The following is a 22,116-nucleotide window of genomic DNA, read 5'->3' on the forward strand; positions in this document are numbered from 1 at the left end:
CGTTCAGCGCTCCTGGTCGGTGGGCCGCATCAGGATCTCGTTGATGTTGACGTGCGGCGGACGCGTCACGCAGAACGCGATCGCCTCGGCCACGTCGCGCGATTGCAGCTGGCGCATGCCGTCGGCCCAGGCGTTGAGTGCGTCCCTGGTCGCGGCATGCCCGATATGGTCGCGCAGTTCGGTCTGCACCACGCCCGGCTCGATCACGCTGACGCGGATGCCGTGCCGGTACACCTCGCGCCGCAGCGCCTCGGAGAACGCCACGACGCCGAACTTGGTCGCCGAGTAGGCGGCCGCGTTGGGGTTGGCGATGCGCCCGGCGGTCGAGGCAATGTTGACGATGTGGCCGTCGCCGCGCGCCGTCATGCCCGCCAGCGCCGCCTGGGTCGAGGCGATCAGGCTGAGCACGTTGAGCTCCAGCATCTGCCGCCAGCGACCGAGGTCGGCCTCGGCCACCGGCTCCAGGTACATCACGCCGGCGTTGTTGACGAGGACGTCCAGACGTCCGAAGTGCGCTTCGGTCTCGTGCACCACGCGCTGCGCCTGCGTCTCGTCGAGCAGGTCGGCCTCCAGCACCAGTGGTTCGGCGCCCAGCCCGGCGAGCCGCACGGCGAGCTCCTCCAGGCGGTCCCGGCGGCGTGCCGTCACCGCCACGCGGGCGCCTTCCTCGGCCAGCGCGATCGCGGTCGCCTCACCGATCCCCGAGGATGCACCCGTCACCAGTGCGACCTTGTCCATCAGACGCTTCGCCATGCCCGAATCTCCTGTGCCTTGAACGCATTACGCCGCGGGCCGGGTGCCCGCGGACTGCTACAATAACCCCCATTCTCCCGCACGCCGGCCAGCGTGCCACCCCGAGGTTCCCCCCGATGTCATCCCCGTCTTCCGACTCCGCCCCGGCTGCCGCCGGCTTCACCGCGCTCGGGCTGGATCCGAACGTGCTGCGTGCCCTGGCCGACGTGGGCTACGAGTCGCCCTCGCCGATCCAGGCCGCAACCATCCCGCCGCTGATGGAAGGCCGCGACGTGCTCGGCCAGGCGCAGACCGGCACCGGCAAGACCGCCGCGTTTGCGCTGCCGATCCTTTCGCGCATCGACCTGAAGCCCGGCAAGCCGCAGGCGCTGGTGCTGGCGCCCACGCGCGAACTGGCCATCCAGGTGGCCGAAGCCTTCCAGAAATACGCCACGCACATGCGCGGACTGCAGGTACTGCCGATCTACGGCGGCCAGAGCTACGGCCCGCAGCTGCATTCGCTCAAGCGCGGCGTGCACGTCGTGGTCGGCACACCCGGCCGCGTGATCGACCACCTGGACAAGGGCACGCTGGACCTGTCCGAGCTGAAGTACCTGGTACTCGACGAAGCCGACGAGATGCTGCGCATGGGTTTCATCGACGACGTCGAGAAGGTGCTGCAGGCGACCCCGCCAGGTCGTCAGGTCGCGCTGTTCTCGGCGACCATGCCCACGCCGATCCGCAAGATCGCGCAGCGCCACCTGAAGGACCCGGTCGAGGTCACCATCAAGGCGGCAACCACCACCGCGGCGAACATCCACCAGCGCTACTGGTTCGTCAGCGGCATGCACAAGCTCGACGCGCTGACGCGCATCCTCGAGGCCGAGCCGTTCGACGCGATGATCATCTTCGCCCGCACCAAGCAGGCCACCGAGGAACTGGCCGGCAAGCTGCAGGCGCGTGGCCTGGCCGCCGCCGCGATCAACGGCGACATCGCCCAGCCGCAGCGCGAGCGGGTGATCCAGCAATTGAAGGACGGCAAGCTCGACATCCTGGTCGCCACCGACGTGGCCGCGCGCGGCCTCGACGTGGAGCGGATCAGCCACGTGTTCAACTACGACATCCCGTACGACACCGAAAGCTACGTGCACCGCATCGGCCGCACCGGCCGCGCGGGCCGCAGTGGCGAGGCGATCCTGTTCGTCAGCCCGCGCGAGCGCGGCATGCTGGGTGCGATCGAGCGCGCCACCCGCCAGCCGATCGAGCAGATGCAGCTGCCGTCGGTCGAGGTGGTCAACGACGTGCGCATCGGCAAGTTCAAGCAGCGCATCAGCGACATGCTGGCGCAGGGCGACCTCGGCCAGTTCCAGCAGTTGATCGAGCAGTACGAGCAGGAACACAACGTACCGGCCGTCGAGATTGCCGCCGCGCTGGCGCGGATCGCGCAGGGCGACCAGCCGCTGCTGCTGGCGCCGCCGCCGAAGCGCGAGAAGCACGAAACGACGACGCGTGAACACAAGCCGCGCGAACGCGACAGCGCAGTCCGCACGCCGCGCGAGCACAAGCCTCATGCGCACGAGAATGCGCCGCCGCGCGAGGCCGCCCACCGCCCGGTGCGCGCGCACGCCACCGAGCAGGGCAAGCGCACCTACCGCATCGAGGTCGGCCATGAGCACGGCGTGAAGCCGGGCAACATCATCGGCGCGATCGCCAACGAGGCCGGCCTGGACAGCCAGTTCATCGGTCGCCTCAGCATCCGCGACCACTACAGCCTGATCGACCTGCCCGATGGCATGCCGAAGGAAGTGTTCGAGCACCTGAAGAAGGTGTGGGTGGTGCAGCAGCAGTTGCGCATCCACGAATGGGACGGCAGCGATACCGGCACCAGCGCACCGCCCGCGCACAAGCCGGGCGGTTTCAAGAAGCCCGGCGGCTTCAAGCCACGGCCTGGCGCCAGCAAGCCGCCACGGCGCAAGTAAGCGTCCGGAGTCGCGCCGCTCGACAAGCGACGGCGCGACGACATGACACCGGCAGGATCGTCGTCGCCGCGAACCCGCCGCAGGTCGGGTTCCAGCTCGACGGTCGAACATCATCCATCCCGCGACGCCGAGCCGCGACTCGACCGGCCAGCGCCGTGCGCCATCGCGCACCTGCAGGCGGCCGCGCACGCGGCCCGGGATAAACGGCTGCCCGCCGTCGGGCGCCGGACGACCTCTTCACGAAAAATTCCCTTCAAAGCGCTATGACTCCGCTGTTCCGCCTGGGAGTCCAGGGGCTCGCGATGCCGAAGTCGCGTGATGGTGGAACGGTTATCGGATCCCTGTCGTGCCTGGCCACCAGGCTGTGCAACGCCAGTCGCACGCACCGATCCTTTCCAATGCCGTTACCTCGTGGAGGGGAACCCATGTCATCACGAAACTTGACAGCCTTGAGCATCGCGCTGGGCGCCGTTTTCGGTCTGGCGACAAGCAACCAGGCCTTCGCCGAAAACGCGGCCCCCAAGGTGGAAGTGACGCCTGCCGTGAAACACGACACCTTGCGCTCCCTGCGCGGCACGATGCCGCGCCCGGAAGATTTCTCCAAGAGTCCCCGCATTCATCCGCTGCATCCGCTGCCGCCGCTGGCTCCGGGCAACCAGACCGACGGCGCCGTGCAACACACCATCGCCGGGGCGTTTGCGCCCGCACTGGGCGCGGGTTTCGAAGGCGTCGGGCAAGGCTTCAGTGGCCCGCAGGGCACGTTCAGCGTCAACAGCGCGCCGCCGGACACCAATGGCGCGGTCGGCGCCACCCAGTACGTGCAGATCGTGAACACCGGCTTCGCGGTGTTCGACAAGGCCAGCAAGGCGGTGACCTACGGTCCGGTGCCAAGCAACACCCTGTGGTCCGGCTTTGGCGGCCCCTGCGAGGCCGACAACGACGGCGATGCCGTGGTGGTCTACGACAAGGCCGCCAACCGCTGGGTCGTCTCGCAGTTCGCCGTCAGCGCCACGCCGTATTACCAGTGCGTGGCCGTGTCGGCCACCAGTGACGCCACCGGCGCGTACTACCGCTATGCGTTCTCCTACGGCAGCGTCTTTCCCGATTATCCGAAAATGGGCGTCTGGCCGGATGGCTACTACGAAACCTTCAACATGTTCACCAGTACCTTCCAGGGTGCCAAGCTGTGCGCCTATGACCGCAAGGCGATGCTGAGCGGCCAGGCAGCGACCCAGCAGTGCTTCCAGTTGTCCACCAGCTACGGCGGCGTGCTGCCGGCCGACCTCGACGGCGCCACCGCGCCGCCGGCCGGTTCGCCGAACTACATGCTGAACTTCACCAGCAACTCGCTGAACCTGTGGAAGTTCCACGTCGACTGGGCGAACAGCGCCAATACCTCGTTGAGCGGTCCGATCAACATTCCGGTGGCCGCTTTCGCCACCGCCTGCCGCGGCGGCAGCTGCATCCCGCAATACGGTACGCGGCAAAAGCTGGACTCGCTGGGCGACCGCCTGATGTTCCGCCTGGCTTACCGCAACTTCGGCACTCACGAGTCGCTGGTGGTCAACCATTCGGTGCAGGTCGGCACCTCGCGCAAGAACCCGTACACCGGTGTGCGCTGGTACGAGATCCGCAGCCCGGGCACCACGCCGGTGGTCTACCAGCAATCCACCTTCTCGCCGGACACCAGTTACCGCTGGATGGGCTCGGTGGCGATGGACAAGCAGGGCAACCTGGCGCTCGGCTACAGCGTCTCGGACAGTTCCATCCACCCGGCGATCCGCTACACCGGCCGTCTGGCCGGCGACCCGCTGAACACGCTGGAGGCCGAGAACAGCATCATCGAAGGCACCGGATCGCAGAGCGGCAACAACCTGTCGCGCTGGGGCGATTACAGCGCGATGACGGTCGACCCGGTCGACGACTGCACGTTCTGGTACACCACCGAGTACCTGAAGAACACCGGCTCGTTCAACTGGAACACGCGCATCGCGTCGTTCAAGTTCCCGGGCTGTCTATAAACGGGCTCCCGGGCAACCAGGATGCCCGTCACCCATCGCGGTGGCGGGCATCCCTCTCCTGCGGTTTCGGACGCGCCAGCGCGCTCATGCGCTCTGCGGCAACGGCGGCTCGCCGGCGTCGAACGGGTCGAGCCAGTCCTCCGGCGTCAGCACCGGCAGGCCGTGCGCGCGGCGCGCCTTGTCGCACTGCGGGCTGGCCGTGCCAAATTCCCACGACGGCTGCACCTCGCGGCATACCGACGGCCGCTGCGGATAGATGCCGCAATGCGCCGCTTCGCCCACCGTACCGCGCAGGGCCACGCAGCGCGGCTGCGCGGCGTTGGTGCCGCGCATCGCCAGGCGGTGCGGGTCAAGCTTTTCGGTCAGCTCCGGCGGCACGCCGCCACCAAGAAAGGCTTCCGCCTCCGACCAGTGAAACGCCACGCGAAAGAACGCGCAGCAGGCACCGCAACGCAGGCAGGGATGTTCCATCGAATCGACCGGGGGCGCCCCAAGGCGCGCAGGAGACGGATTCTAGGGCAGCGGCAGCGGTTGCGCAGCGTGGGAAAGCAAAAGCCGCCCCGCACTGCCCTCCCCCGCGATGCAGGGGAGGAGATTGGAAAGCAGGCGGTCGCAAAGCGATTGCCTGCTCGGTGACTCATGGCTCGCCGGCGAAGGTATCGCACTGGGCCATGTCGCCGCTCTCGAAGCCGGCCTTGAACCACTTCACCCGCTGCGCCGAGGTGCCATGGGTGAACGTGTCCGGGCGCACGCGGCCCTGCGCCTGCTGCTGCAAGGCGTCGTCGCCGATGTGGCTGGCGGCGTTGAGCGCCGATTCGATGTCGCCCGGCTGCAGCCAGTTCAGGTCCTTCTGGCTGTGGTTGGCCCATATGCCGGCATAGCAATCCGCCTGCAGCTCCTGCCGCACCGAGAGACCGTCGGCGCCGTCCATCGGCGCACCGCGGCGGCGTGCCTCGTCCACCTTGTCGAACACGCCGGTCAGCTTCTGCACGTGATGGCCGACCTCGTGCGCGATCACGTAGGCACGGGCGAAATCGCCGGAGGAATGCAGCTCGTCCTGCAACTGCTGGAAGAACGCCAGGTCCAGGTACACCTTCTGGTCGCCCGGGCAGTAGAACGGGCCCACCGCCGTGGTGGCGCCGCCGCAGGCCGTGTTCACGCCGCCGCTGAACAGGTGCAGCTTGGGCTCCGCATAGGTCGCCCCATGCGCCTGGAAGATCTCGCCCCAGGTCTGCTCGGTCGAATGCAGGACCGCACTGACGAAGGCCTGTTGCTGGGGATCGACCTGGATGGGCTGTCCGCTCGTCTGCGTGGGGGCTCCCGGCTGGGTGCCGCCCTGGTCCAGCAGCGCCAGCGGATTCTTGAAGAAGATCCAGCCCAGCAGCGCCAGTACGACCAGTCCGCCCAGGCCCATGCGGCCGCCGCCGCCAAAACGCGGGCCACCGCCGTCACCGCTGTCGATCTCGACGTTGTTGCTGCTGCCGCCTTTTTGCCAATCCATCAGGAACCCCTCGTTGACTGCTGTGCGCCCCGGTGCCGCGTGGCGACGATAACGCGTCGGCCATGGCGGCGCCACGCACTCGCTGCGGTTAAAGTTGGATATCCATCCACGAGGATTACAGCATGACCCACCTGCCCGCCCTGGTCACCCTGCTCGCCGTGCTGCTGCTGTTCGGCGTCATGTGGGCCGTCGGTCACGCCCGCGGCAAGTACGGCATCAAGGCACCGGCGACCAGCGGCCATCCGGCGTTCGAGCGTGCCTACCGGGTGCAGATGAACACCATGGAAAGCGCGGTGATGTTCCTGCCGACGCTGTGGCTGGCGGCGAACTACGGCTTCAGCGGCTGGGCCGGCGTGGCCGGGCTGGTCTGGATCGTCGGCCGGGTGTGGTACGCGCTGGCTTATCTCAACGATCCCGCCACGCGCGGCCCCGGCTACCTGGTCGGTATGCTCGGCTGGGCCGCGCTGCTGGTCATGGCCTGCCTCGGCGTGGGTCGGGCCATGCTCGCCGGCTGAGCCGCCCATCCCGCCGGCGTCCGGGCCGCGGATGCCGGCGGGTGATCCGCGGCCGCAAGCGGGGTCGGCATCCCTGCCGAACGGCAGGATTGCGCGCGCGGCCCGCAAGACACTAGCTTGGTCGCGAACCGCGCTGCCCATGGCGTCCCCCCAGCTCCTCCGCAACCCGTCAGGCATGAAGCGCATGGAAATCCGCCATACCGATACGCCGCCGACGGCGCTGCCCGCCGACGCGCCCGCGCCCGGTCCGTGGGCCAGCATGGCGGCGATCACCGGCTATTTCGCGTTGCAGTTGACCGCCGGTGCGCTGGCGCTGTTGACGCTGGCGACCGGCGACGCGCTGGTTTCCGGCCATGTCGCGCTGGCCGGCCTGGAAGCGGCGAGCGCATCGGTGCTGCGCCAACCGGCGCTGCAGGCGTTGCTGGCGATGTTCTCGCTGGGCGTGGCAGCGTCGCTGACGTTGTGGCTGGTGCACCGCCGGTGGGCGTCGCTGTGGTCGCTGGCGCAGCCGCCGGGCTTCGGCTTCGTCGCGCCACGCCGCCCGCTGTTCTTCGCGCTGGCCGTGGTGCTCGGCCTGTCCGCGCCGATCCTGGGCGAATGGCTGACCGGCTGGCTGGCCCAGGGCCACACAGTGACCCAGGACATCCAGCAGCTCGGCGGCCATACCCCGCTGGGCCTGCGCTTGCCGCTGGTGCTGGTGGTGGTGTGCGTGGGGCCGCTGGCGGAGGAACTGCTGTTCCGCGGCGTGCTGCTGTCGGCGCTGATGAGGCGCTGGCCGGTCGGCTGGGCGGTGGGCGGCAGCTCGCTGCTGTTTGCGCTGGTCCACCTGCCGGGGCTGGAATACCAGTGGTATGCGTTGCCGAACCTGATCCTGCTGGCGGTTCTGCTGGCCGGGTTGCGGCTGCGTTCGGGCTCGATCTGGCCGGCGGTGCTGGCGCATGGCGTCAACAACCTGCTGGCCGTCGCCGCCTGGTTCGTGGCGATCAACCCGCCGGGCTGATCCCGCCATGCCGCAGCAACCGCGCGGTCTCGAACAGCGGCAAGCCCATCACCCCGGAGTAGCTGCCGTCGAGGTGCGCGAGCATCGCCGCGCCGCGGCCCTGGATCGCATACGCGCCGGCCTTGCCGAACGGCTCGCCGGAGGCGACATAGGCGGCGATGGCCGGCTCGTCCAGCGTGGCGAAACGCACCTGCGACTCGCAGACCTCGCACTGTTCGCCGCCGGCGCCGACCAGCCATACCGCCGAAATCACCGCATGCGTGCGGCCCGACAGCCGGCGCAGCATCGCGACCGCATCGGCGGCATCGCGCGGCTTGCCGAACACCTCATCGTCCAGCACCACCTCGGTGTCCGCGCCGAGCACCAGCGCGTCGCCCGCGTGCGCCAGCGCAGCGAGGCCGGCGCGTGCCTTGTCGCGCGCCACCCGGCTCACGTAGTCCCGCGGCGATTCGCCGGGCGCGCGCTGCTCGGGCACATCGACATCGAGCACGGCGAAATCCACGCCGAGCTGCTCAAGCAACTGGCGCCGGCGCGGCGATTGCGAGGCGAGATGGAGCACTGGCGTCACAAGGTCAGGCTGTATTCGCAGAACTGGCGGTCGCGCTGCCAGCCCAGCGACTCGTACAGCGCCTGCGCCGGCGCATTGTCCAGCGCGGTGGACAGCGACAGGCTGGCCGCGCCCAGCGCGTGCGCATTTTCCGCCGCCGCCTTCAGCAATGCCGCCGCCACGCCTTGCCGTCGCGCCGGCGCGGCCACGAATAGATCATTGAGCAGCCAGGTGCGCACGGTGCGCACCGAGGAGAACAACGGATACAGCTGGGTGAAGCCGAGTCCCGCGCCATGCTCGTCCAGAGCCAGCAGGACCAGCGACTCGTGGTGGTGGAAGCGCTCCGCCAGAAAATCCCGCGCCCGCGACAGGTCCGTCGGCTGGCCGTAGAACTGGCGATAACCGTCGAACAGCGGCGCCAGCGTGTCGAGGTCGAGAAGGGTGGCTTGCCGGATCCGGAAGGACATGGCGGGTGGGCTCCGTGGAAAGTCAGGCACGATGATAGGGATGGCCGGCCACGATCGTGGTGGCGCGGTACAGCTGCTCGGCGAGCACCAGCCGCACCAGCATGTGCGGCAGGGTCAGCGGACCCAGCGACCAGCGCTGGTCGGCGCGCGCCAGCACCTCGGGTGCGTGGCCGTCCGGGCCGCCAATCAGGAACGCCAGGTCGCGCCCGGCCATGCGCCACTTCGTCAGTTGTTCGGCCAGTTCCTCGCTGGACCAGCTCCTGCCGCGGCCATCGAGTGCGACGACATGGATGTCGTGCGGCAACGCCGCGAGAATCGCCGAACCCTCGTCCTGGATCGCCCGCGCATCATCGCGGCCCTTGCCGCGGCTGCCGGGCTTCAGCTCGACCAGTTCCAGCGGCAGCTCGTGCGACAGCCGCTTGCGGTATTCGGCAAAGCCTTCCGCCACCCAGCCGGGCATGCGTTCACCGACTGCGATCAGGCGCGCGCGCATGCCGTGGTTCCATCCAGTGGAACGCGCGCAGCGCTGCGTTCGCCTCCTCTCCCCAGCGGGGAGAGGGCTGAGGTGAGTGGCCACTCTTGCGACGCACCCCGCACGAAATTCAGCCGGCTTGCGCAGCGTCGATTTCGTGCCCGTGGTCACCCACCGTCCACAACCGCTCCAGGCCATAGAACTCGCGGATGCGCGGCAACATCACGTGGACGATCACGTCGCCCAGGTCGACCAGCACCCACTCGCCTTCCGTCTCGCCTTCCACGCCCAGCGGCATCACGCCCGCCTTCTTGGCGAACTTGCCCACTTCGTCGGCGATGGATTTGACGTGGCGGGCCGAGGTGCCGGAGGCGATCACCAGCAGGTCGGCGATGGAGGTCTTGCCGCGGACGTCGATCTCGCGCACGTCCTTGGCCTTCAGTTCTTCGAGCGCGTCGATGACCGACTTGCGCAGGGTGGCCGTGGTGACGGCCTTGTTGCTACGGGCTGTGCTCAAGAGGGCGGGCCTCGATGCGGGATCGCAGCGCAAAATCGCGCGGGCGCAGTATAACCGGCCCACCGCAACGGCACGTCAAGGCGCCGGCCGGCCCCGGGCGCGATCGTTCAATGCGCCAGCGCGCGCCTGGCCAGCCGGTACTCGTGCATCAACCGCGCCACCAGTTCGGCGGCCGGCTGCGGACGCACCAGGGCGGCGGCCTGGCCGCACCATTCGGACAGCAGGTCGCCCCGGCCGGCGTCGGCAGCAGCGCGCCGCAGCGGCGCGGTGAGCGCGTTCAGCACCGGGTACGGCAGGCCCTGTGCCGCCTCCGGCATCGCCTCGACGAAGCGGTTGCGCAGGCCGCGGGCGGCGCGCCCGGAGAAGCCGCGGATGGTGGTGACCTGGTGTTCCTCGACCTGCGGCAGGTCCAGCTTCCATGCCTCGGCGGCCGAGCATTCCGGGCAGGTGAGGAAGGCGGTGCCGAGCTGGCTGGCCGCCGCGCCGAGCACTTCCGCCGCCAGCATGCCGCGGCCGTCCATGATGCCGCCGGCGGCGATCACCGGGATGTTTATCGCGCGCACGGCGAGCGGCAGCAACGCGAACAGGCCGATCATCGCGTCCTCGGCCTCGTGCAGGAAACTGCCGCGATGGCCGCCGGCCTCGGCGCCCTGCATGGACACCGCGTCGGCGCCGGCGTCGGCCCAGGCGCGCGCCTCGGCCACCGTGGTGGCAGTGCCGATCACATGGATGTCGCGCCGGCGCAGCTCGTGCAGTTGCGCCGGACTGATCACCCCGAACGCGAATATCGCCGCCGCCGGGTGCGCCTCGCACAGCGCGGCGAACTGCTCGGAGAAACGCGGCGCCCAGCGCGACGGCAGGCTGGTGCGCACGTCGAGGCCTTCGCGCGCCATCAGCGCATCGAGCTGCCCGCGCGCCTTCGCCACCGCGGCCATGTCGGCCTCGAATTCGTCCGGCAGCACGAACAGGCCGATCGCATGGGGCCGGTCGCCGAGCATGCGGATCTGCGCTGCCTGGTCAAGGATCGCCTGCGGCTCGAGGTAGCCGGCACCGAGCGCACCCAGGGCGCCCGCGTTCGATACGGCAGCCACCAATGCCGGCGGCGTCGAACCGGACATCGGAGCCTGGATCAGCGGGTGCTCGATGCCGAGCCGGCTGGCGAATGACGTATCCATGGCGTGGCGACCTGCAGCGGAAACGGACCAAGTATCCGCCACCGTGGCACGCGGCAAAAGCCGCCGGCAGTTCCGCCTGCCGGCGGCGGGCGCTCAGCCGCCGGACTTCATCGCCTCGCCTTTCATGGCGTCGCCCTTCATCGCATCAGGCTTCATCGCAGCAGGCTTCATGCCGTCGTGTTTCATGGCGTCCTTCTTCATCGCGTCATGCTTCATGCCGTCGTGCTTCATGGAGGTTTTCTGCATGGCGTCGTGCGCCATCGCCGTGCTGGAGCTGGCAGCCATCGCGTCCTGCGCGAACGCGGACGCGGTGGCAAGACCGCAGGCCATGGCGGCGGCGAGGAGAGTGGCAAGTCGTGCGTTCATCGGAAGATCCTCGAGAGAAAGAAAGGGAAACGGCCACGCCGCCCCCTCGCTTCCTTCGCCGCCGCTCGGCCGCCGGTTACCCGCCGCAGCTCAACCGCCCTGCCCGGCCACGATGTTCACCGTGATCGCGATGATGAACACGTTGAAGAAGAACGAGATCACGCTGTGCAGCAGCACCACGCGACGCAGGTACTTGCTGGTGATCTGCACGTCGGAGACCTGGAAGGTCATGCCGATCACGATCGAGAAGTAGGCGAAATCCCAGTAGTCGGGCCTGGGCGTATCGGGAAATTCCAGGCCGGCATGCTTGCCGCCGAGATCGCCGTAGTAGCCGTGCGCATAGTGCAGCGCGAACATCATGTTGAGGAACAGCCAGCTGAGGACCACGCTGAACACACCGATCGCCAGCGCCAGCATGCCGCCACCCTTGGCCGCATGCAGTTCGTTGCCCAGCGAGGCCAGCACCACCGCGGACAACAGCACGCCACCCCACAGCACGCCCCAGCGCCCGATATCCAGCATCTGCGCCCGGCTGCGCATGTGGTCCGGCGTGGCCCGGTTGAACAGGCGCGCCAGGCTGCCGAGGTAGACCACCGCGGCCAGGTCGAAGCCGAGCAGCAACGCCGTGGTCGGGCGCATGCCGAAGCCCGACAACGCCGCCATGCTGGCGACGAGGATGGCCAGCGCCGCGATCATCCATGGCCGGCCTTTCACGAAACGCCACGGCCGCCAGCCACGCGGCTTCGTTGCGCCCGATGCCGTCACTGCCGAGGATTTGTCCATTCATGTCTCCGCGTCAGGGGCTCAGCCGAGCAGGTCGTGGTATGCCGGATGCCGCGGCATCCATGCCGCCACGTACGAACAGGCCGGCACCACCTTCCAGCCCTCGGCGCGGGCCGCCGTCAACGCCGCCTCCACCAGGGCCGAGGCGATGCCGCGGCCGCCCACTTCGGGTGGCACGCCAGTATGCACGATCGTCATGACGTTGGACGCCAGCGTGTAGTCGAGTACGGACTGCACGCCATCCACCTCGGTGTGGAAACGGCGGGCGTTGCGATCGTGCTGGATGGCAAAAGGCATGCGGGGTCCGGACCGAAAGGCGATGGACAAGCATACGGCGAGGGCGGGCTGCCACGCGTGAAGCCCCGGTACCGATTCGTTCGCGCGGACTGCATGGACCACCCGGCATGCTGCGCACCCATCCACCACCGCGCAGGAGTACTCCATGAAAAAATCCGCATCCGCCCACTGGTCCGGCAGCATCACCGAAGGCCAGGGCACGATGTCGTCCCAGTCCGGCGTGCTGCGCGAGGCGCCCTATGGCTTCAAGTCGCGCTTCGCCGACGGCCCCGGCACCAATCCGGAGGAGCTGATCGGCGCGGCACATGCCGGCTGCTACTCGATGGCGCTGTCGCTGGGACTGGGCAGCGCGGGCTTCACCCCCGTCAGCATCGATACCGACGCGACGGTAACCCTGCTCAAGGACGGCGACGGCTTCAGCATCACCGCGGTGGAACTGGCCTGCCGGGCCAAGGTGCCGCGCATCGACGCGGCCACCTTCGACCGCATCGCGCAGGCGACCAAGCTGGCCTGCCCGGTATCGAAGGTGCTGAAGGCCGAGATCACGCTGGACGCGCGGCTGGAAGGCTGACTCAGGCGGCGATCTCCTCCGCGGAAGACAGGGTCGCGCCTGCATTGGCCTGCCGGCGCCGGCGCACCGCCTGTGCCAGCTGCTGCAGCATCCGCACCGAGCTGTCCCAGTCGATGCAGCCGTCGGTGATGCTCTGGCCGTAGCGCAGCGGCTGGTCCGGCTGCAGTTCCTGGCGACCGCCGAGCAGGTGGCTCTCCACCATCAGGCCGAGGATGCGCCGCTCGCCGGCGGCGATCCGCGCGGCGATCTTTTCGGCCACCCGCGGCTGGTTCTCCGGGTTCTTGCCGCTGTTGGCATGGCTGACGTCAATCATCACACGCCCGGCCAGGCCGGCCTTGCCGATCACGGCGCAGGCGGCGTCGACGCTGGCCGCGTCGTAGTTCGGCACCTTGCCGCCGCGCAGGATCACGTGGCAGTCGCCGTTGCCGCTGGTGGCGGCGATAGCGGCCTGGCCGTCCTTGGTCACCGCCATGAAATGGTGCGGCTGCGACGCGGCCTGCACCGCATCCACCGCGATCTTCACGTTGCCGTCGGTGCCGTTCTTGAAACCGACCGGGCAGGACAATCCCGAAGCCAGCTCGCGATGCACCTGGCTCTCGGTGGTGCGCGCACCGATCGCGCCCCACGCCACCAGATCGGCGATGTACTGCGGCGTGATCATGTCGAGGAACTCGCAACCGGCCGGCACGCCCAATGCGTTGATGTCGCGCAGCAGGCCGCGGGCAATGCGCAGGCCCTTGTCGATCTGGAAGCTGCCATCCAGGTCGGGATCGTTGATCAGCCCCTTCCAGCCCACCGTGGTGCGCGGCTTCTCGAAGTACACCCGCATCACGATCTCCAGCGCGTCGCCCAGCTCGCGGCGCAGCAGCGCCAGCCGGCCGGCGTATTCCAGCGCGGCGCGGGTGTCGTGGATCGAGCAGGGTCCGATCACCACCGCGAGGCGGTCGTCGCTGCCGGCGAGGATGCCGTGCAGCGCCTGGCGCGAGGCATCCACGGTGGCGATCGCGGCTTCGGTGGCCGCGCAGTCGCGCATGACCTCGGCCGGCGTGCTGAGGCGAGTGATGGCGTGGATGCGCAGGTCGTCGGTAGCGTGCATGGCGGCTCTCCTGGGGATTTTTCAGGTGGCGGCCATAAAAAAACCGCCGGTGGTGGCGGTTCGGTGTGGTTGTGTCGATCAGTTCAAAACGATCGCGCCCGCGCCGCCGCCGTTGGCTTCGGATAGCCGTAAAACCAGAAATACAGGCGGGTGGTGGCGGAATGCATGACGCCATTGATAACACAATGGACGTCCAAATCAAACTCTCGACCCACGGAACGCTAGACTGGCGGCATGCCTTCGCCCCTCGACCTGCTCACCCGGCCCGCCCGCGAACCGATCCGTCGCTGGGTGCTCAAGGCCTTCCCGCGCGCCGAAAGCGGCGGCCCCGACTACGACCACCCGCACGGCGACCCCGGCCTGTTCGGGCCGCACAGCGCGACCTGGCGCGTGCACGCGGATTTTCCCGGCATGCTGGCCGGCGGCCTCGCCGCATTGACCCTGCAGACCCTGCACCCGCTGGCGCTGGCCGGGGTGTGGGATCACTCCAACTTCCGCGGCGACCTGCTCGGCCGGCTGCGCCGCACCACCGCCTTCGTCGGCGGCACCACCTACGCGCCGCGCGTGCAGGCCGAGGCGCTGATCGAGCACGTGCGGCAGATCCACCTGCAGATCACCGGGCATGGCGAGGACGGGCGTCCCTACGCGGCGAACGATCCCGACCTGCTGACCTGGGTGCACGTCAGCGAGGCATACTGCTTCCTGCAGGGCTACCGCCGCTATGGCCACGCGGCGCTGCCGGCCGGCGCGGGCGACCGCTACTACGGCGAAGTGCGGCGGATCGCCGAAGCGCTCGGTGCACGCGACGTACCCGCATCCGAGCGCGAAGTCGCCAACTACTTCCGGCGCATCCGGCCCGAGCTGATGTACACCGGGCGCTCGCGCGTGGTGCTCGGCCTGCTGGCGCAGGTGCGCCTGCCGGTGCCGGCGGCCAGGCTGTCGCGCGACCTGTTCCTGTTCGCCGGCCACGCCCTGCTGCCGGATTGGGCGGTCGCGCTGCTGGGCCACACGCCATGGCAACGCCGGCAGGCGCAACTGGCGGCGCACGCGCTGTGGTCGATTGCGCCGGTATTCCGTGCCGCCCTGAAGGACGGCATCGCCGCCCGTGCCTGCCGGCGCATGGACGTGGCGCCTGAGCAGTTGTCGCGCTGGGCGTAGCTCCGCGGCGCCAATCAGCATTGACAGCGTCACCCTATCGGCTAACGTCACCCGGTAACGTCAGCCAGGGGCGCCTGTGGCAACACTCATCCCGACCCGCAACAGCTGTCTGCCGCGCATGACCGGCGGCGAGAAACGCGTCTCCGAACGGCTGGAACAGAAGCTCGAGGACGACTACCTGCTGTGGTACGACGTGCCGGTCGGGCTGAAACAGCGCCATCCGGACTTCGTGGTGTTCCACCCGCGCCGCGGCCTGCTGGTGCTGGAAGTGAAGGACTGGAAGGCCGACACCATCCGCCACGCCGACAGCACCCAGTTCACCCTGGTCACCGAGCGCGGCCTGGCCAGGGAGAACAATCCGCTGTTGCAGGCGCGCGCCTACGCGCTGGAAATCGGCGTGGTGCTGGAACGCGACCCCGCGCTGCGTCATCCGGAAGGCTCGCGTTACGCCGGCAAGCTGATCATGCCGTGGGGCTGGGGCGTGGTGCTGGCCAACATCACCCGCAAGCAATTCGATGAAGGCGCGCTGGGCGATGTGCTGCCCGAGCATCTGGTGATCTGCCGCGACGAGCTGTACGAGACGGTCGAGGCCGAGGCGTTCCAGGAGCGGTTGTGGGCGATGTTTCCGCAGGTGTATCCGGTGGCACTGACCCTGCCGCAGATCGATCGCGTGCGCTGGCACCTGTTCCCCGAGCTGCGGGTGGAGGCCGGCAGCGGCCAGTTCGGCCTGTTCGGGTCCACCGATGCCGCGGTGCGGCCACTGGAAATCCCCGACCTGGTCAAGGTGATGGATGCGCAGCAGGAGCAGCTGGCGCGCTCGCTCGGCGACGAGCACCGGATCATCCACGGCGTCGCCGGCTCCGGCAAGACGATGATCCTGGGTTTCCGCGCGATGCAGCTGGCGCGCGAAATGTCGAAGCCGATCCTGGTGCTCTGCTACAACAAGACGCTGGCCGCGCGGCTGGAACAATTGATCGGCGAACGCGGCCTCGGCGAGAAGGTGCAGGTCTACAACTTCCACAAGTGGTGCCGCAAGATGCTGGTGGCCTACCACGAGCCGCTTCCGCCCGGCAGCGGCAAGGCCTTCGTCGACGCCCTGCCGCCGGCGGTGATCGCCGGCGTGGATCGCGGCCGGATTCCGCGCGCCCAGTACGGCGCCGTGCTGGTCGACGAAGGCCACGATTTCGAGCCGGACTGGTACAAGCTGATCGTGCAGATGATCGATCCGCATACCAACTCGCTGCTGGTGCTGTACGACGACGCGCAGAACATCTACGGCAATCCCAACCGGCGCAGGATCAGCTGGAAAAGCCTCGGCGTGCAGGCGCAGGGCCGCACCACCATCCTCAAGCTCAACTACCGCAACACGCTGGAAATCCTCTCGGTCGCTCGCGCCTTCGCGCAGGACCTGCTCGCCTCGCGCAGCGACGACGCCGATGGCGACGGCGTGCCGCTGATCGCGCCGGAAAGCGCCGGCCGCCGCGGCGCCGTGCCCGAGCTGGTGCGCACCGACACCGCCCGTGCGCAGATGGATGTGCTGATCGCCCGGCTGCGCGACGAGCACGCCCACGGCCGCCCCTGGTCCGACATGGCGGTGATCTACCGCAACCAGTGGGAGGGCGAAAAACTGCACGAGGTGCTCCAGCGCCTGGACATTCCCAGCCGCCTCGCCGACAACGCCGGCAAGCAGGCTCTGTTCGTGGTCGGCGACAGCGTGAAGCTGGTGACCATGCATTCCAGCAAGGGCCTGGAATTCCCGTTCGTGATCATCCCCGGCATCGGCGGCCTGCCCAAGGAAGGCCAGAGCGAATCCGACGAGGCACGCCTGCTTTACGTGGCGATGACCCGCGCCACCGAACACCTGCTGCTGATCCACCATGACGATTCGATCTTCAGCAGGCGCATCCGCGATTCGATCAACGAGGTGCAGGCGCAACTGGCCGGCGCCTGACCCGGTCTACGCAACCGGACTCCGGTACGCCGCCAGCAAGGCGGGATCGTCGAACAACCCCGCAGGCAGCAGGTAGCGCGGATCGCGCCCGGCGGCGAGCAGTTCGCGGATGCGCGTGGCGGAGATTTCCAGCGGCGTCACCGCCAGCTCGATGACCTTGCCCGCCGGCAGCGCTCGCAACGCGGAAGCGCCGGCGACGCGCCGGCCGGCCACTTCGCGCTCCAGCTCGTCCGACAGCACCGCGGAAACCCCGGGCCGGCTCAGCACGCCGAGATGCGCCGCGCCGAACAGCTCGCGCCAGCGATGCCAGCTGGCAAGACCGGCAAACGCATCGGCGCCGAGCAGCAGCACCAGCGGGCGTTCGCCCTGCTCCGCGCGCAGTTCGTGCAGGGTGTCGATGGTGAACGACGGCCCGCTGCGATCCAGCTCGCGTGTGTCGAGCATGAGCCGCGACTGGCCGTGCAACGCGGCGCGCAGGATCGCCACCCGCTGCCCCGCCGTGGCTATCGGCGGCACGCGGTGCGGCGGCACGCTGGCCGGCAGCAGGCGTACCTCGGCGTCGAGCAGTTCGGCGGCTTCCCACGCCACGCTGAGGTGGCCCAGGTGCACCGGGTCGAAGGTGCCACCGAAGATGGCGAGCGGTCTGGCGGATGTCTGCGGCAAAAGACTTACCCCTCCCCTGCCGTCCGCTGCGACCGAAGGAAGTCCCTTTGGGGCAGGCAGGGGATACATGTCCCGACGGGGCGATGGAATGTCACGCGAGCGCCCGGGCGGTGCGCGGCTCGGCGATCGCGGCGATCAGCCGTTCGGCCTCCTGCCACGGATTGCCCTGCTCGCGGCCCTTGACCATGCGATCGATCCGCGCGGCGCGGGCCAGGCACTGCAGCCAGTGCTCGCGCGGCGCGCGGCGCAGGGCCTGGCGGAACAGCGTTTCGCGGGCCTGCCACAGGTGCTCGGCACGGAACTGCGCGGCAAGGTCCGGTGCGTTGGCCAGGCGCAGCGCCAGCTGCAATTGGTTGACCAGCCAGCCCATCAGCGCCAGCAGCTCGTCGCCTTCGGCGCGCAGCCCGGCCAGGATGCGCAGCGCGCGCGCACCATCGCCGACGAAGGCGGCGTCGGTGAGCTTGAAGACGTCGTAGCGGGCGCTGTCGGCGACCAGGTTTTCCATCGCGGCGGCGTCGACGCGGCCCTGCCCGTGCAGCACGGCGAGCTTGTCGACCTCCTGTGCGGCGGCCAGCAGGTTGCCTTCGACGCGCTCGGCCAGCAGCGCCACCGCATCCGGGGTGGCGGAGAGGCCGCGCGAAGCAAGCCGCGCGGTGAGCCAGGCGCCCCACTGGTCAGGCCGCGGCGCATTGAACACCACCATTGCGCCACTGGCGTCGAGTTTCCTGCTCCAGGCGCCGTCGTGCTTGTTGCTCCACTCCATCGCGGTGATCAGCAGGGTGACGTCCGGCGGCGGGTCGTCGCAGAACGCGCCGATCGCCTTGGCCCCGTCGACGCCGGGGCGGCCGGTGGGCAGGCGCAGGTCGAGCAGCCGGCGACTGGCGAACAGCGACATGCCCGCGGCCGCGCGGGCCAGATCGTTCCAGTCGAAATGCTGACCGACCTCGAGCACCTCGCGCTCGCCGTAGCCCAGCTGGCGCGCCTGCGCGCGCAAGGCATCGGCCGCCTCCAGCACCAGCAGCTGCTCGCCGGCGAGCAGGTAGACCGGCTGCAGGCGGTCGGCCGCCAGCGCCTTCTGCCATTGGCCGGGGTTGAGCGGCATCAGTGCGCGCTGGCGGTGCTGGTCGGAGCGGCCAGCCCGTGCCTGGCGGCGGCCTGCAGGCGGAACAGGATCGCCTGCACCATGTCGTCGTTGAGGCTGCGCTGGATCTCCTGCACCTGCGCCGCGTTGCCGACGCTGTTGCTGGCGTCGTAGCTGTATTCGCGCGACATGTCGATGCGCTGGTGCGGCACCAGCAGCTGCCCGTCGGCGCCGAGCACGTCGAATTGCACCTGGTAGCGCACCGTGTATTCGCTGATCCGTACATAACCGCCGGCGCTCAGCGTCTCGGTGCTGAAGGCCGCCACCGGCACGCGCAGCTCGGCGATGCCGGTACCGCCGGCATCCTCGATGGTACTGCCCGAGGTTTCCAGCGCGCGGGCCAGGTGGCGCTCGAACTCGCCGCCGCCGCTGACGCTGAGGTGCACGCGCTGCATCCCCGCCGGCAGCACCGCGTTCTCGCGCAGGTGGAAGCCGCAGGCGCCCAGCGCAAGCGCGGTGGCCAGCAGCAGCGAGGCTTGGAACAGGCGGCGCGCTTTCATGAGGCTCATGGGTTTCATCCTGCGACGATGTTGACGATCTTGCCCGGCACCACGATGACCTTGCGCACCGTCATGCCCTCCAGGAAATGCTTCACCTGCGGCTGCGCCAGGGCCAGCGCCTCGGTCTCCTCCTTCGAGGCGCCGGCGGCGGCCTCGATGGTACCGCGCAACTTGCCGTTGACCTGAACGGCCAGGGTCAGCGTATCGCGCACCAGCGCGGCCGCGTCGGCCTGCGGCCACGGCTGGTCCTCCAGCACGGTCTCGGCGTGGCCGAGCGCCTGCCACAGCGCGTGGCTGATGTGCGGCACCACCGGGTTGAGCAGCAGCACCATCGCCTCCAGCGCCTCGTGGCGTACCGCGCGGCCCTGCTCGCTCTGGTCGCCGAACTTGCCCAGCGCGTTCAGCAGCTCCATCAGCGCGGCGATCGCGGTATTGAATGCGTGGCGCCGGCCGAAGTCGTCGCCGACCTTCTGGATCGTCTCGTGCAGCTGGCGGCGCAGCGCCTTCTGGCCGGCGTCCAGCGCCGACGGATCGGTCACCGGATGGTCGGGCTTCGCCGCATGGGCGGTCACCTCGCGCCACAGCCGCTTGAGGAAGCGCGCCATGCCCTCGACGCCCGCCTCGCTCCATTCCAGCGACTGCTCCGGCGGCGCGGCGAACATCGAGAACAGGCGCACGGTATCGGCGCCGTACTTGTCCACCATGGTCTGCGGGTCGACGCCGTTGTTCTTCGACTTCGACATCTTCTCGGTGCCGCCGATCTGCACCGGCTGGCCGTCCGCCTTCAGCACCGCGCCGGCGACGCGGCCGCGTTCGTCGCGCCGCACCTCGACCGCGGCCGGGTTGATCCACTCCTTCGAGCCGTCGGCGTTGTCGCGGTAGAACGTCTCGGCGATCACCATGCCCTGGCACAGCAGGTTGGTGGCCGGCTCGTCCGAGTGCACCATGCCCGCGTCGCGCAGCAGCCTGTGATAGAAGCGGAAGTACAGCAGGTGCATGATCGCGTGTTCGATGCCGCCGATGTACTGGTCCACCGGCAGCCAGTAGTTCGCGCGTTCGTCGATCTGCGTCGCCGCGCCGGGGCTGGTATAGCGCGCGTAGTACCAGCTCGACTCCATGAAGGTGTCGAAGGTGTCGGTCTCGCGCTCCGCCGGGCCGCCGCAATGCGGACAAGTGGTCTTGCGCCACTCCGGGTCGGCCTTGATCGGCGACTGCACGCCGGAGAACGCCACATCCTCTGGCAGCACCACCGGCAGCTGGTCTTCCGGCACCGGCACCGCCTCGCATTTGGCGCAGTACACCACCGGGATCGGGCAGCCCCAGTAACGCTGGCGGCTGACGCCCCAGTCGCGCAGGCGCCAGTTGACCTTGCGCCGGCCCTGGCCGGCGGCCTCGAGCACGCCGGCGATGTAGTCGAACGCGGCGCGGTAGTCCTTGCCGTCCATCGCGCCGGAGTTGATCACGCGCATGTCGGCGCGGGTCTTGTCCGCGTACCAGTCCTGCCAGGTGGCCGCGTCGTAGCGCTCGTCGCCGGCGGCGATCACCTGCCTGACCGGCAGGCCGTACTTGTGCGCGAACGCGAAGTCGCGCTCGTCGTGGCCCGGCACCGCCATCACCGCGCCGGTGCCGTAGCCCATCAGCACGAAATTGGCCACCCACACCGGCAGCTTGTCGCCGCTGACCGGGTGGATCGCGTACAGGCCGGTGGCCATGCCGCGCTTGTCCTGGGTTTCCAGTTCCGCCTCGGAGACGCCACCGTGCTTCAGCTCGTCGAGGAACGCCGCCAGCGGCGGGTTGCCCTGCGCCGCCTTCAATGCCAGCGGATGCTCGCCGGCGATCGAGACGAAGGTGACGCCCATCAGCGTGTCGGGACGGGTGGTGAACACGCCCAGTGGCGCGGCTTCGCCCTCCACCGCGAAGTGGATCTCCAGACCCTCGCTGCGGCCCAGCCAGTTGCGCTGCATGGTCTTCACCGCGTCGGGCCAGCCCGGCAACGTGTCCAGGCCGTCCAGCAGCTGCTGCGCGTAGTCGGTGATCTTCAGGAACCACTGCGGGATCTCGCGCTTCTCCACGATGGCGCCGGAGCGCCAGCCGCGGCCATCGATGACCTGCTCGTTGGCCAGCACGGTATGGTCGACCGGATCCCAGTTGACGACCGAGTTGCGCCGGTAGACCAGCCCCCGACGCATCAGCCGCGTGAACATGCGCTGCTCGTGCACGTAGTAGTCAGGACGGCAGGTGGCGAACTCGCGGCTCCAGTCGATCGCGTAGCCCAGCGACTTGAGCTGGCTGCGCATGTGCTCGATGTTCGCGTAGGTCCACTTCGCCGGCGCGGTGGCGTTCTTGATCGCGGCGTTCTCCGCCGGCAGGCCGAACGCGTCCCAGCCCATCGGCTGCAGCACATTCTTGCCCTGCATGCGCTGGTAGCGGCTGATCACGTCGCCGATGGTGTAGTTGCGCACGTGGCCCATGTGCAGCGCGCCGGACGGGTACGGCAGCATCGACAGGCAGTAGAACTTCGGCCGCGCCGGATCCTCCTTGACTTCATACGCGCGCTGCGCGTTCCAGTACTGCTGCGCGGCCGCCTCCACGGCCTGCGGACGATAGGCGGCGTCATCCTGTTCGGGGGCGGGAGGGGCTTGAATGTCCTGCATGGTTTCGAGT

The 22,116-nt window shown here is 69.1% G+C and carries 23 protein-coding genes; 7 read left to right on the plus strand and 16 right to left on the minus strand.

Annotation, left to right across the window (positions count from 1 at the left end; all coding sequences use genetic code 11):
• Nucleotides 1-3: 3 nt before the first annotated feature.
• On the minus strand, nucleotides 4-753 hold the full coding sequence (locus tag DEO45_RS04900) for an SDR family oxidoreductase (protein WP_114341160.1): 750 nt from the start codon (nucleotides 751-753) through the stop codon (nucleotides 4-6).
• Nucleotides 754-869: 116 nt separating this feature from the next.
• Between DEO45_RS04900 and DEO45_RS04905 the strand changes: the two genes are divergently transcribed.
• The gene (locus DEO45_RS04905) at nucleotides 870-2,711 is read left to right on the plus strand and encodes a DEAD/DEAH box helicase (protein WP_114341161.1); all 1,842 of its coding nucleotides are present in this window, start codon (nucleotides 870-872) and stop codon (nucleotides 2,709-2,711) included.
• A gap of 449 nt (nucleotides 2,712-3,160) precedes the next feature.
• The gene (locus DEO45_RS04915) at nucleotides 3,161-4,732 is read left to right on the plus strand and encodes an isoaspartyl peptidase/L-asparaginase (protein WP_223250788.1); all 1,572 of its coding nucleotides are present in this window, start codon (nucleotides 3,161-3,163) and stop codon (nucleotides 4,730-4,732) included.
• A gap of 84 nt (nucleotides 4,733-4,816) precedes the next feature.
• On the opposite strand, the gene DEO45_RS04920 is transcribed toward DEO45_RS04915, so the two are convergent.
• Both DEO45_RS04920 and ypfJ read right to left on the minus strand, forming a co-directional pair.
• Nucleotides 4,817-5,203: a YkgJ family cysteine cluster protein gene (locus DEO45_RS04920; RefSeq protein ID WP_114341164.1), complete on the minus strand. Its 387-nt coding sequence runs from the start codon at nucleotides 5,201-5,203 to the stop codon at nucleotides 4,817-4,819.
• A gap of 166 nt (nucleotides 5,204-5,369) precedes the next feature.
• On the minus strand, nucleotides 5,370-6,233 hold the full coding sequence (gene ypfJ / locus DEO45_RS04925) for a KPN_02809 family neutral zinc metallopeptidase (RefSeq protein WP_114341165.1): 864 nt from the start codon (nucleotides 6,231-6,233) through the stop codon (nucleotides 5,370-5,372).
• Nucleotides 6,234-6,355: 122 nt separating this feature from the next.
• Here ypfJ and DEO45_RS04930 point away from each other — a divergent pair, with 122 nt between their 5' ends.
• Together DEO45_RS04930 and DEO45_RS04935 are read left to right on the plus strand one after the other, a co-directional pair.
• Nucleotides 6,356-6,748, plus strand: coding sequence for an MAPEG family protein (locus tag DEO45_RS04930; protein WP_114341166.1), 393 nt, complete (start codon nucleotides 6,356-6,358; stop codon nucleotides 6,746-6,748).
• Between the two features lie 184 nt (nucleotides 6,749-6,932).
• The gene (locus DEO45_RS04935; protein WP_114341328.1) at nucleotides 6,933-7,748 is read left to right on the plus strand and encodes a CPBP family intramembrane glutamic endopeptidase; all 816 of its coding nucleotides are present in this window, start codon (nucleotides 6,933-6,935) and stop codon (nucleotides 7,746-7,748) included.
• Here DEO45_RS04935 and DEO45_RS04940 read toward each other — a convergent pair.
• From DEO45_RS04940 to DEO45_RS04975, 8 genes are all read right to left on the minus strand, one after another.
• A complete protein-coding gene (locus DEO45_RS04940) occupies nucleotides 7,732-8,307 on the minus strand; it encodes a Maf family protein (RefSeq protein ID WP_114341167.1) in 576 nt (191 codons plus the stop codon). The genes DEO45_RS04935 and DEO45_RS04940 overlap by 17 nt on opposite strands.
• Before the next feature lie 5 nt (nucleotides 8,308-8,312).
• Nucleotides 8,313-8,762 (minus strand): GNAT family N-acetyltransferase, encoded by a 450-nt coding sequence (locus tag DEO45_RS04945; RefSeq protein ID WP_114341168.1) that lies wholly within the window; start codon nucleotides 8,760-8,762, stop codon nucleotides 8,313-8,315.
• A 22-nt stretch (nucleotides 8,763-8,784) separates the two neighbouring features.
• A complete protein-coding gene (gene rlmH / locus DEO45_RS04950) occupies nucleotides 8,785-9,255 on the minus strand; it encodes a 23S rRNA (pseudouridine(1915)-N(3))-methyltransferase RlmH (RefSeq protein WP_114341169.1) in 471 nt (156 codons plus the stop codon).
• A 109-nt stretch (nucleotides 9,256-9,364) separates the two neighbouring features.
• Nucleotides 9,365-9,751, minus strand: a complete 387-nt coding sequence (gene rsfS, locus DEO45_RS04955; protein WP_082823587.1) for a ribosome silencing factor — start codon at nucleotides 9,749-9,751, stop codon at nucleotides 9,365-9,367.
• Nucleotides 9,752-9,858: 107 nt separating this feature from the next.
• Entirely contained in the window at nucleotides 9,859-10,926 is a 1,068-nt protein-coding gene (locus tag DEO45_RS04960; protein WP_114341170.1) for an NAD(P)H-dependent flavin oxidoreductase, read from the minus strand.
• A 93-nt stretch (nucleotides 10,927-11,019) separates the two neighbouring features.
• A complete protein-coding gene (locus tag DEO45_RS04965) occupies nucleotides 11,020-11,292 on the minus strand; it encodes a pentapeptide MXKDX repeat protein (RefSeq protein WP_114341171.1) in 273 nt (90 codons plus the stop codon).
• Nucleotides 11,293-11,382: 90 nt separating this feature from the next.
• Nucleotides 11,383-12,075, minus strand: coding sequence for a DUF1345 domain-containing protein (locus tag DEO45_RS04970; protein WP_114341172.1), 693 nt, complete (start codon nucleotides 12,073-12,075; stop codon nucleotides 11,383-11,385).
• A gap of 21 nt (nucleotides 12,076-12,096) precedes the next feature.
• Nucleotides 12,097-12,372, minus strand: a complete 276-nt coding sequence (locus tag DEO45_RS04975; RefSeq protein ID WP_114341173.1) for a GNAT family N-acetyltransferase — start codon at nucleotides 12,370-12,372, stop codon at nucleotides 12,097-12,099.
• 145 nt (nucleotides 12,373-12,517) lie between these two features.
• On the opposite strand from DEO45_RS04975, the gene DEO45_RS04980 reads away from it, so the two are divergent.
• The gene (locus tag DEO45_RS04980; protein ID WP_114341174.1) at nucleotides 12,518-12,943 is read left to right on the plus strand and encodes an OsmC family protein; all 426 of its coding nucleotides are present in this window, start codon (nucleotides 12,518-12,520) and stop codon (nucleotides 12,941-12,943) included.
• Between the two features lies 1 nt (nucleotide 12,944).
• Here the strand turns inward: DEO45_RS04980 and DEO45_RS04985 are convergent, their stop codons facing one another.
• On the minus strand, nucleotides 12,945-14,039 hold the full coding sequence (locus tag DEO45_RS04985) for a 3-deoxy-7-phosphoheptulonate synthase (protein WP_114341175.1): 1,095 nt from the start codon (nucleotides 14,037-14,039) through the stop codon (nucleotides 12,945-12,947).
• Nucleotides 14,040-14,273: 234 nt separating this feature from the next.
• Between DEO45_RS04985 and DEO45_RS04990 the strand changes: the two genes are divergently transcribed.
• Together DEO45_RS04990 and DEO45_RS04995 are read left to right on the plus strand one after the other, a co-directional pair.
• Nucleotides 14,274-15,197, plus strand: coding sequence for an oxygenase MpaB family protein (locus DEO45_RS04990; RefSeq protein ID WP_114341176.1), 924 nt, complete (start codon nucleotides 14,274-14,276; stop codon nucleotides 15,195-15,197).
• 118 nt (nucleotides 15,198-15,315) lie between these two features.
• A complete protein-coding gene (locus DEO45_RS04995) occupies nucleotides 15,316-17,148 on the plus strand; it encodes a 3'-5' exonuclease (protein WP_114341177.1) in 1,833 nt (610 codons plus the stop codon).
• A gap of 6 nt (nucleotides 17,149-17,154) precedes the next feature.
• Here the strand turns inward: DEO45_RS04995 and nadD are convergent, their stop codons facing one another.
• The 4 genes from nadD to leuS form a co-directional block, all read right to left on the minus strand.
• Nucleotides 17,155-17,811 carry a nicotinate-nucleotide adenylyltransferase gene (nadD, locus tag DEO45_RS05000; protein ID WP_114341178.1) on the minus strand — a complete coding sequence of 219 codons (657 nt, stop codon included), beginning with the start codon at nucleotides 17,809-17,811 and terminating at the stop codon, nucleotides 17,155-17,157.
• Between the two features lie 91 nt (nucleotides 17,812-17,902).
• Nucleotides 17,903-18,913, minus strand: coding sequence for a DNA polymerase III subunit delta (gene holA / locus DEO45_RS05005; RefSeq protein WP_114341179.1), 1,011 nt, complete (start codon nucleotides 18,911-18,913; stop codon nucleotides 17,903-17,905).
• On the minus strand, nucleotides 18,913-19,461 hold the full coding sequence (gene lptE, locus DEO45_RS05010) for an LPS assembly lipoprotein LptE (RefSeq protein ID WP_114341180.1): 549 nt from the start codon (nucleotides 19,459-19,461) through the stop codon (nucleotides 18,913-18,915). The genes holA and lptE overlap by 1 nt, the downstream gene beginning before the upstream one ends.
• Before the next feature lie 5 nt (nucleotides 19,462-19,466).
• Entirely contained in the window at nucleotides 19,467-22,106 is a 2,640-nt protein-coding gene (leuS, locus tag DEO45_RS05015) for a leucine--tRNA ligase (RefSeq protein ID WP_114341181.1), read from the minus strand.
• Nucleotides 22,107-22,116 lie beyond the last annotated feature (10 nt).

The sequence above is a fragment of the Rhodanobacter denitrificans genome (genome assembly GCF_003335105.1).
Lineage (GTDB): Bacteria > Pseudomonadota > Gammaproteobacteria > Xanthomonadales > Rhodanobacteraceae > Rhodanobacter > Rhodanobacter denitrificans_A.

Bases quoted from the DNA above. Each gene is read 5' to 3' on its own strand.
- DEO45_RS04900 (WP_114341160.1), bottom strand. From the start codon at position 753: ATGGCGAAGCGTCTGATGGACAAGGTCGCACTGGTGACGGGTGCATCC.
- DEO45_RS04905 (WP_114341161.1), top strand. From the start codon at position 870: ATGTCATCCCCGTCTTCCGACTCCGCCCCGGCTGCCGCCGGCTTCACC.
- DEO45_RS04920 (WP_114341164.1), bottom strand. From the start codon at position 5,203: ATGGAACATCCCTGCCTGCGTTGCGGTGCCTGCTGCGCGTTCTTTCGC.
- ypfJ (WP_114341165.1), bottom strand. From the start codon at position 6,233: ATGGATTGGCAAAAAGGCGGCAGCAGCAACAACGTCGAGATCGACAGC.
- DEO45_RS04930 (WP_114341166.1), top strand. From the start codon at position 6,356: ATGACCCACCTGCCCGCCCTGGTCACCCTGCTCGCCGTGCTGCTGCTG.
- DEO45_RS04935 (WP_114341328.1), top strand. From the start codon at position 6,933: ATGGAAATCCGCCATACCGATACGCCGCCGACGGCGCTGCCCGCCGAC.
- DEO45_RS04945 (WP_114341168.1), bottom strand. From the start codon at position 8,762: ATGTCCTTCCGGATCCGGCAAGCCACCCTTCTCGACCTCGACACGCTG.
- rlmH (WP_114341169.1), bottom strand. From the start codon at position 9,255: ATGCGCGCGCGCCTGATCGCAGTCGGTGAACGCATGCCCGGCTGGGTG.
- DEO45_RS04960 (WP_114341170.1), bottom strand. From the start codon at position 10,926: ATGGATACGTCATTCGCCAGCCGGCTCGGCATCGAGCACCCGCTGATC.
- DEO45_RS04965 (WP_114341171.1), bottom strand. From the start codon at position 11,292: ATGAACGCACGACTTGCCACTCTCCTCGCCGCCGCCATGGCCTGCGGT.
- DEO45_RS04970 (WP_114341172.1), bottom strand. From the start codon at position 12,075: ATGGACAAATCCTCGGCAGTGACGGCATCGGGCGCAACGAAGCCGCGT.
- DEO45_RS04975 (WP_114341173.1), bottom strand. From the start codon at position 12,372: ATGCCTTTTGCCATCCAGCACGATCGCAACGCCCGCCGTTTCCACACC.
- DEO45_RS04980 (WP_114341174.1), top strand. From the start codon at position 12,518: ATGAAAAAATCCGCATCCGCCCACTGGTCCGGCAGCATCACCGAAGGC.
- DEO45_RS04985 (WP_114341175.1), bottom strand. From the start codon at position 14,039: ATGCACGCTACCGACGACCTGCGCATCCACGCCATCACTCGCCTCAGC.
- DEO45_RS04990 (WP_114341176.1), top strand. From the start codon at position 14,274: ATGCCTTCGCCCCTCGACCTGCTCACCCGGCCCGCCCGCGAACCGATC.
- DEO45_RS04995 (WP_114341177.1), top strand. From the start codon at position 15,316: ATGACCGGCGGCGAGAAACGCGTCTCCGAACGGCTGGAACAGAAGCTC.
- holA (WP_114341179.1), bottom strand. From the start codon at position 18,913: ATGCCGCTCAACCCCGGCCAATGGCAGAAGGCGCTGGCGGCCGACCGC.
- lptE (WP_114341180.1), bottom strand. From the start codon at position 19,461: ATGAGCCTCATGAAAGCGCGCCGCCTGTTCCAAGCCTCGCTGCTGCTG.
- leuS (WP_114341181.1), bottom strand. From the start codon at position 22,106: ATGCAGGACATTCAAGCCCCTCCCGCCCCCGAACAGGATGACGCCGCC.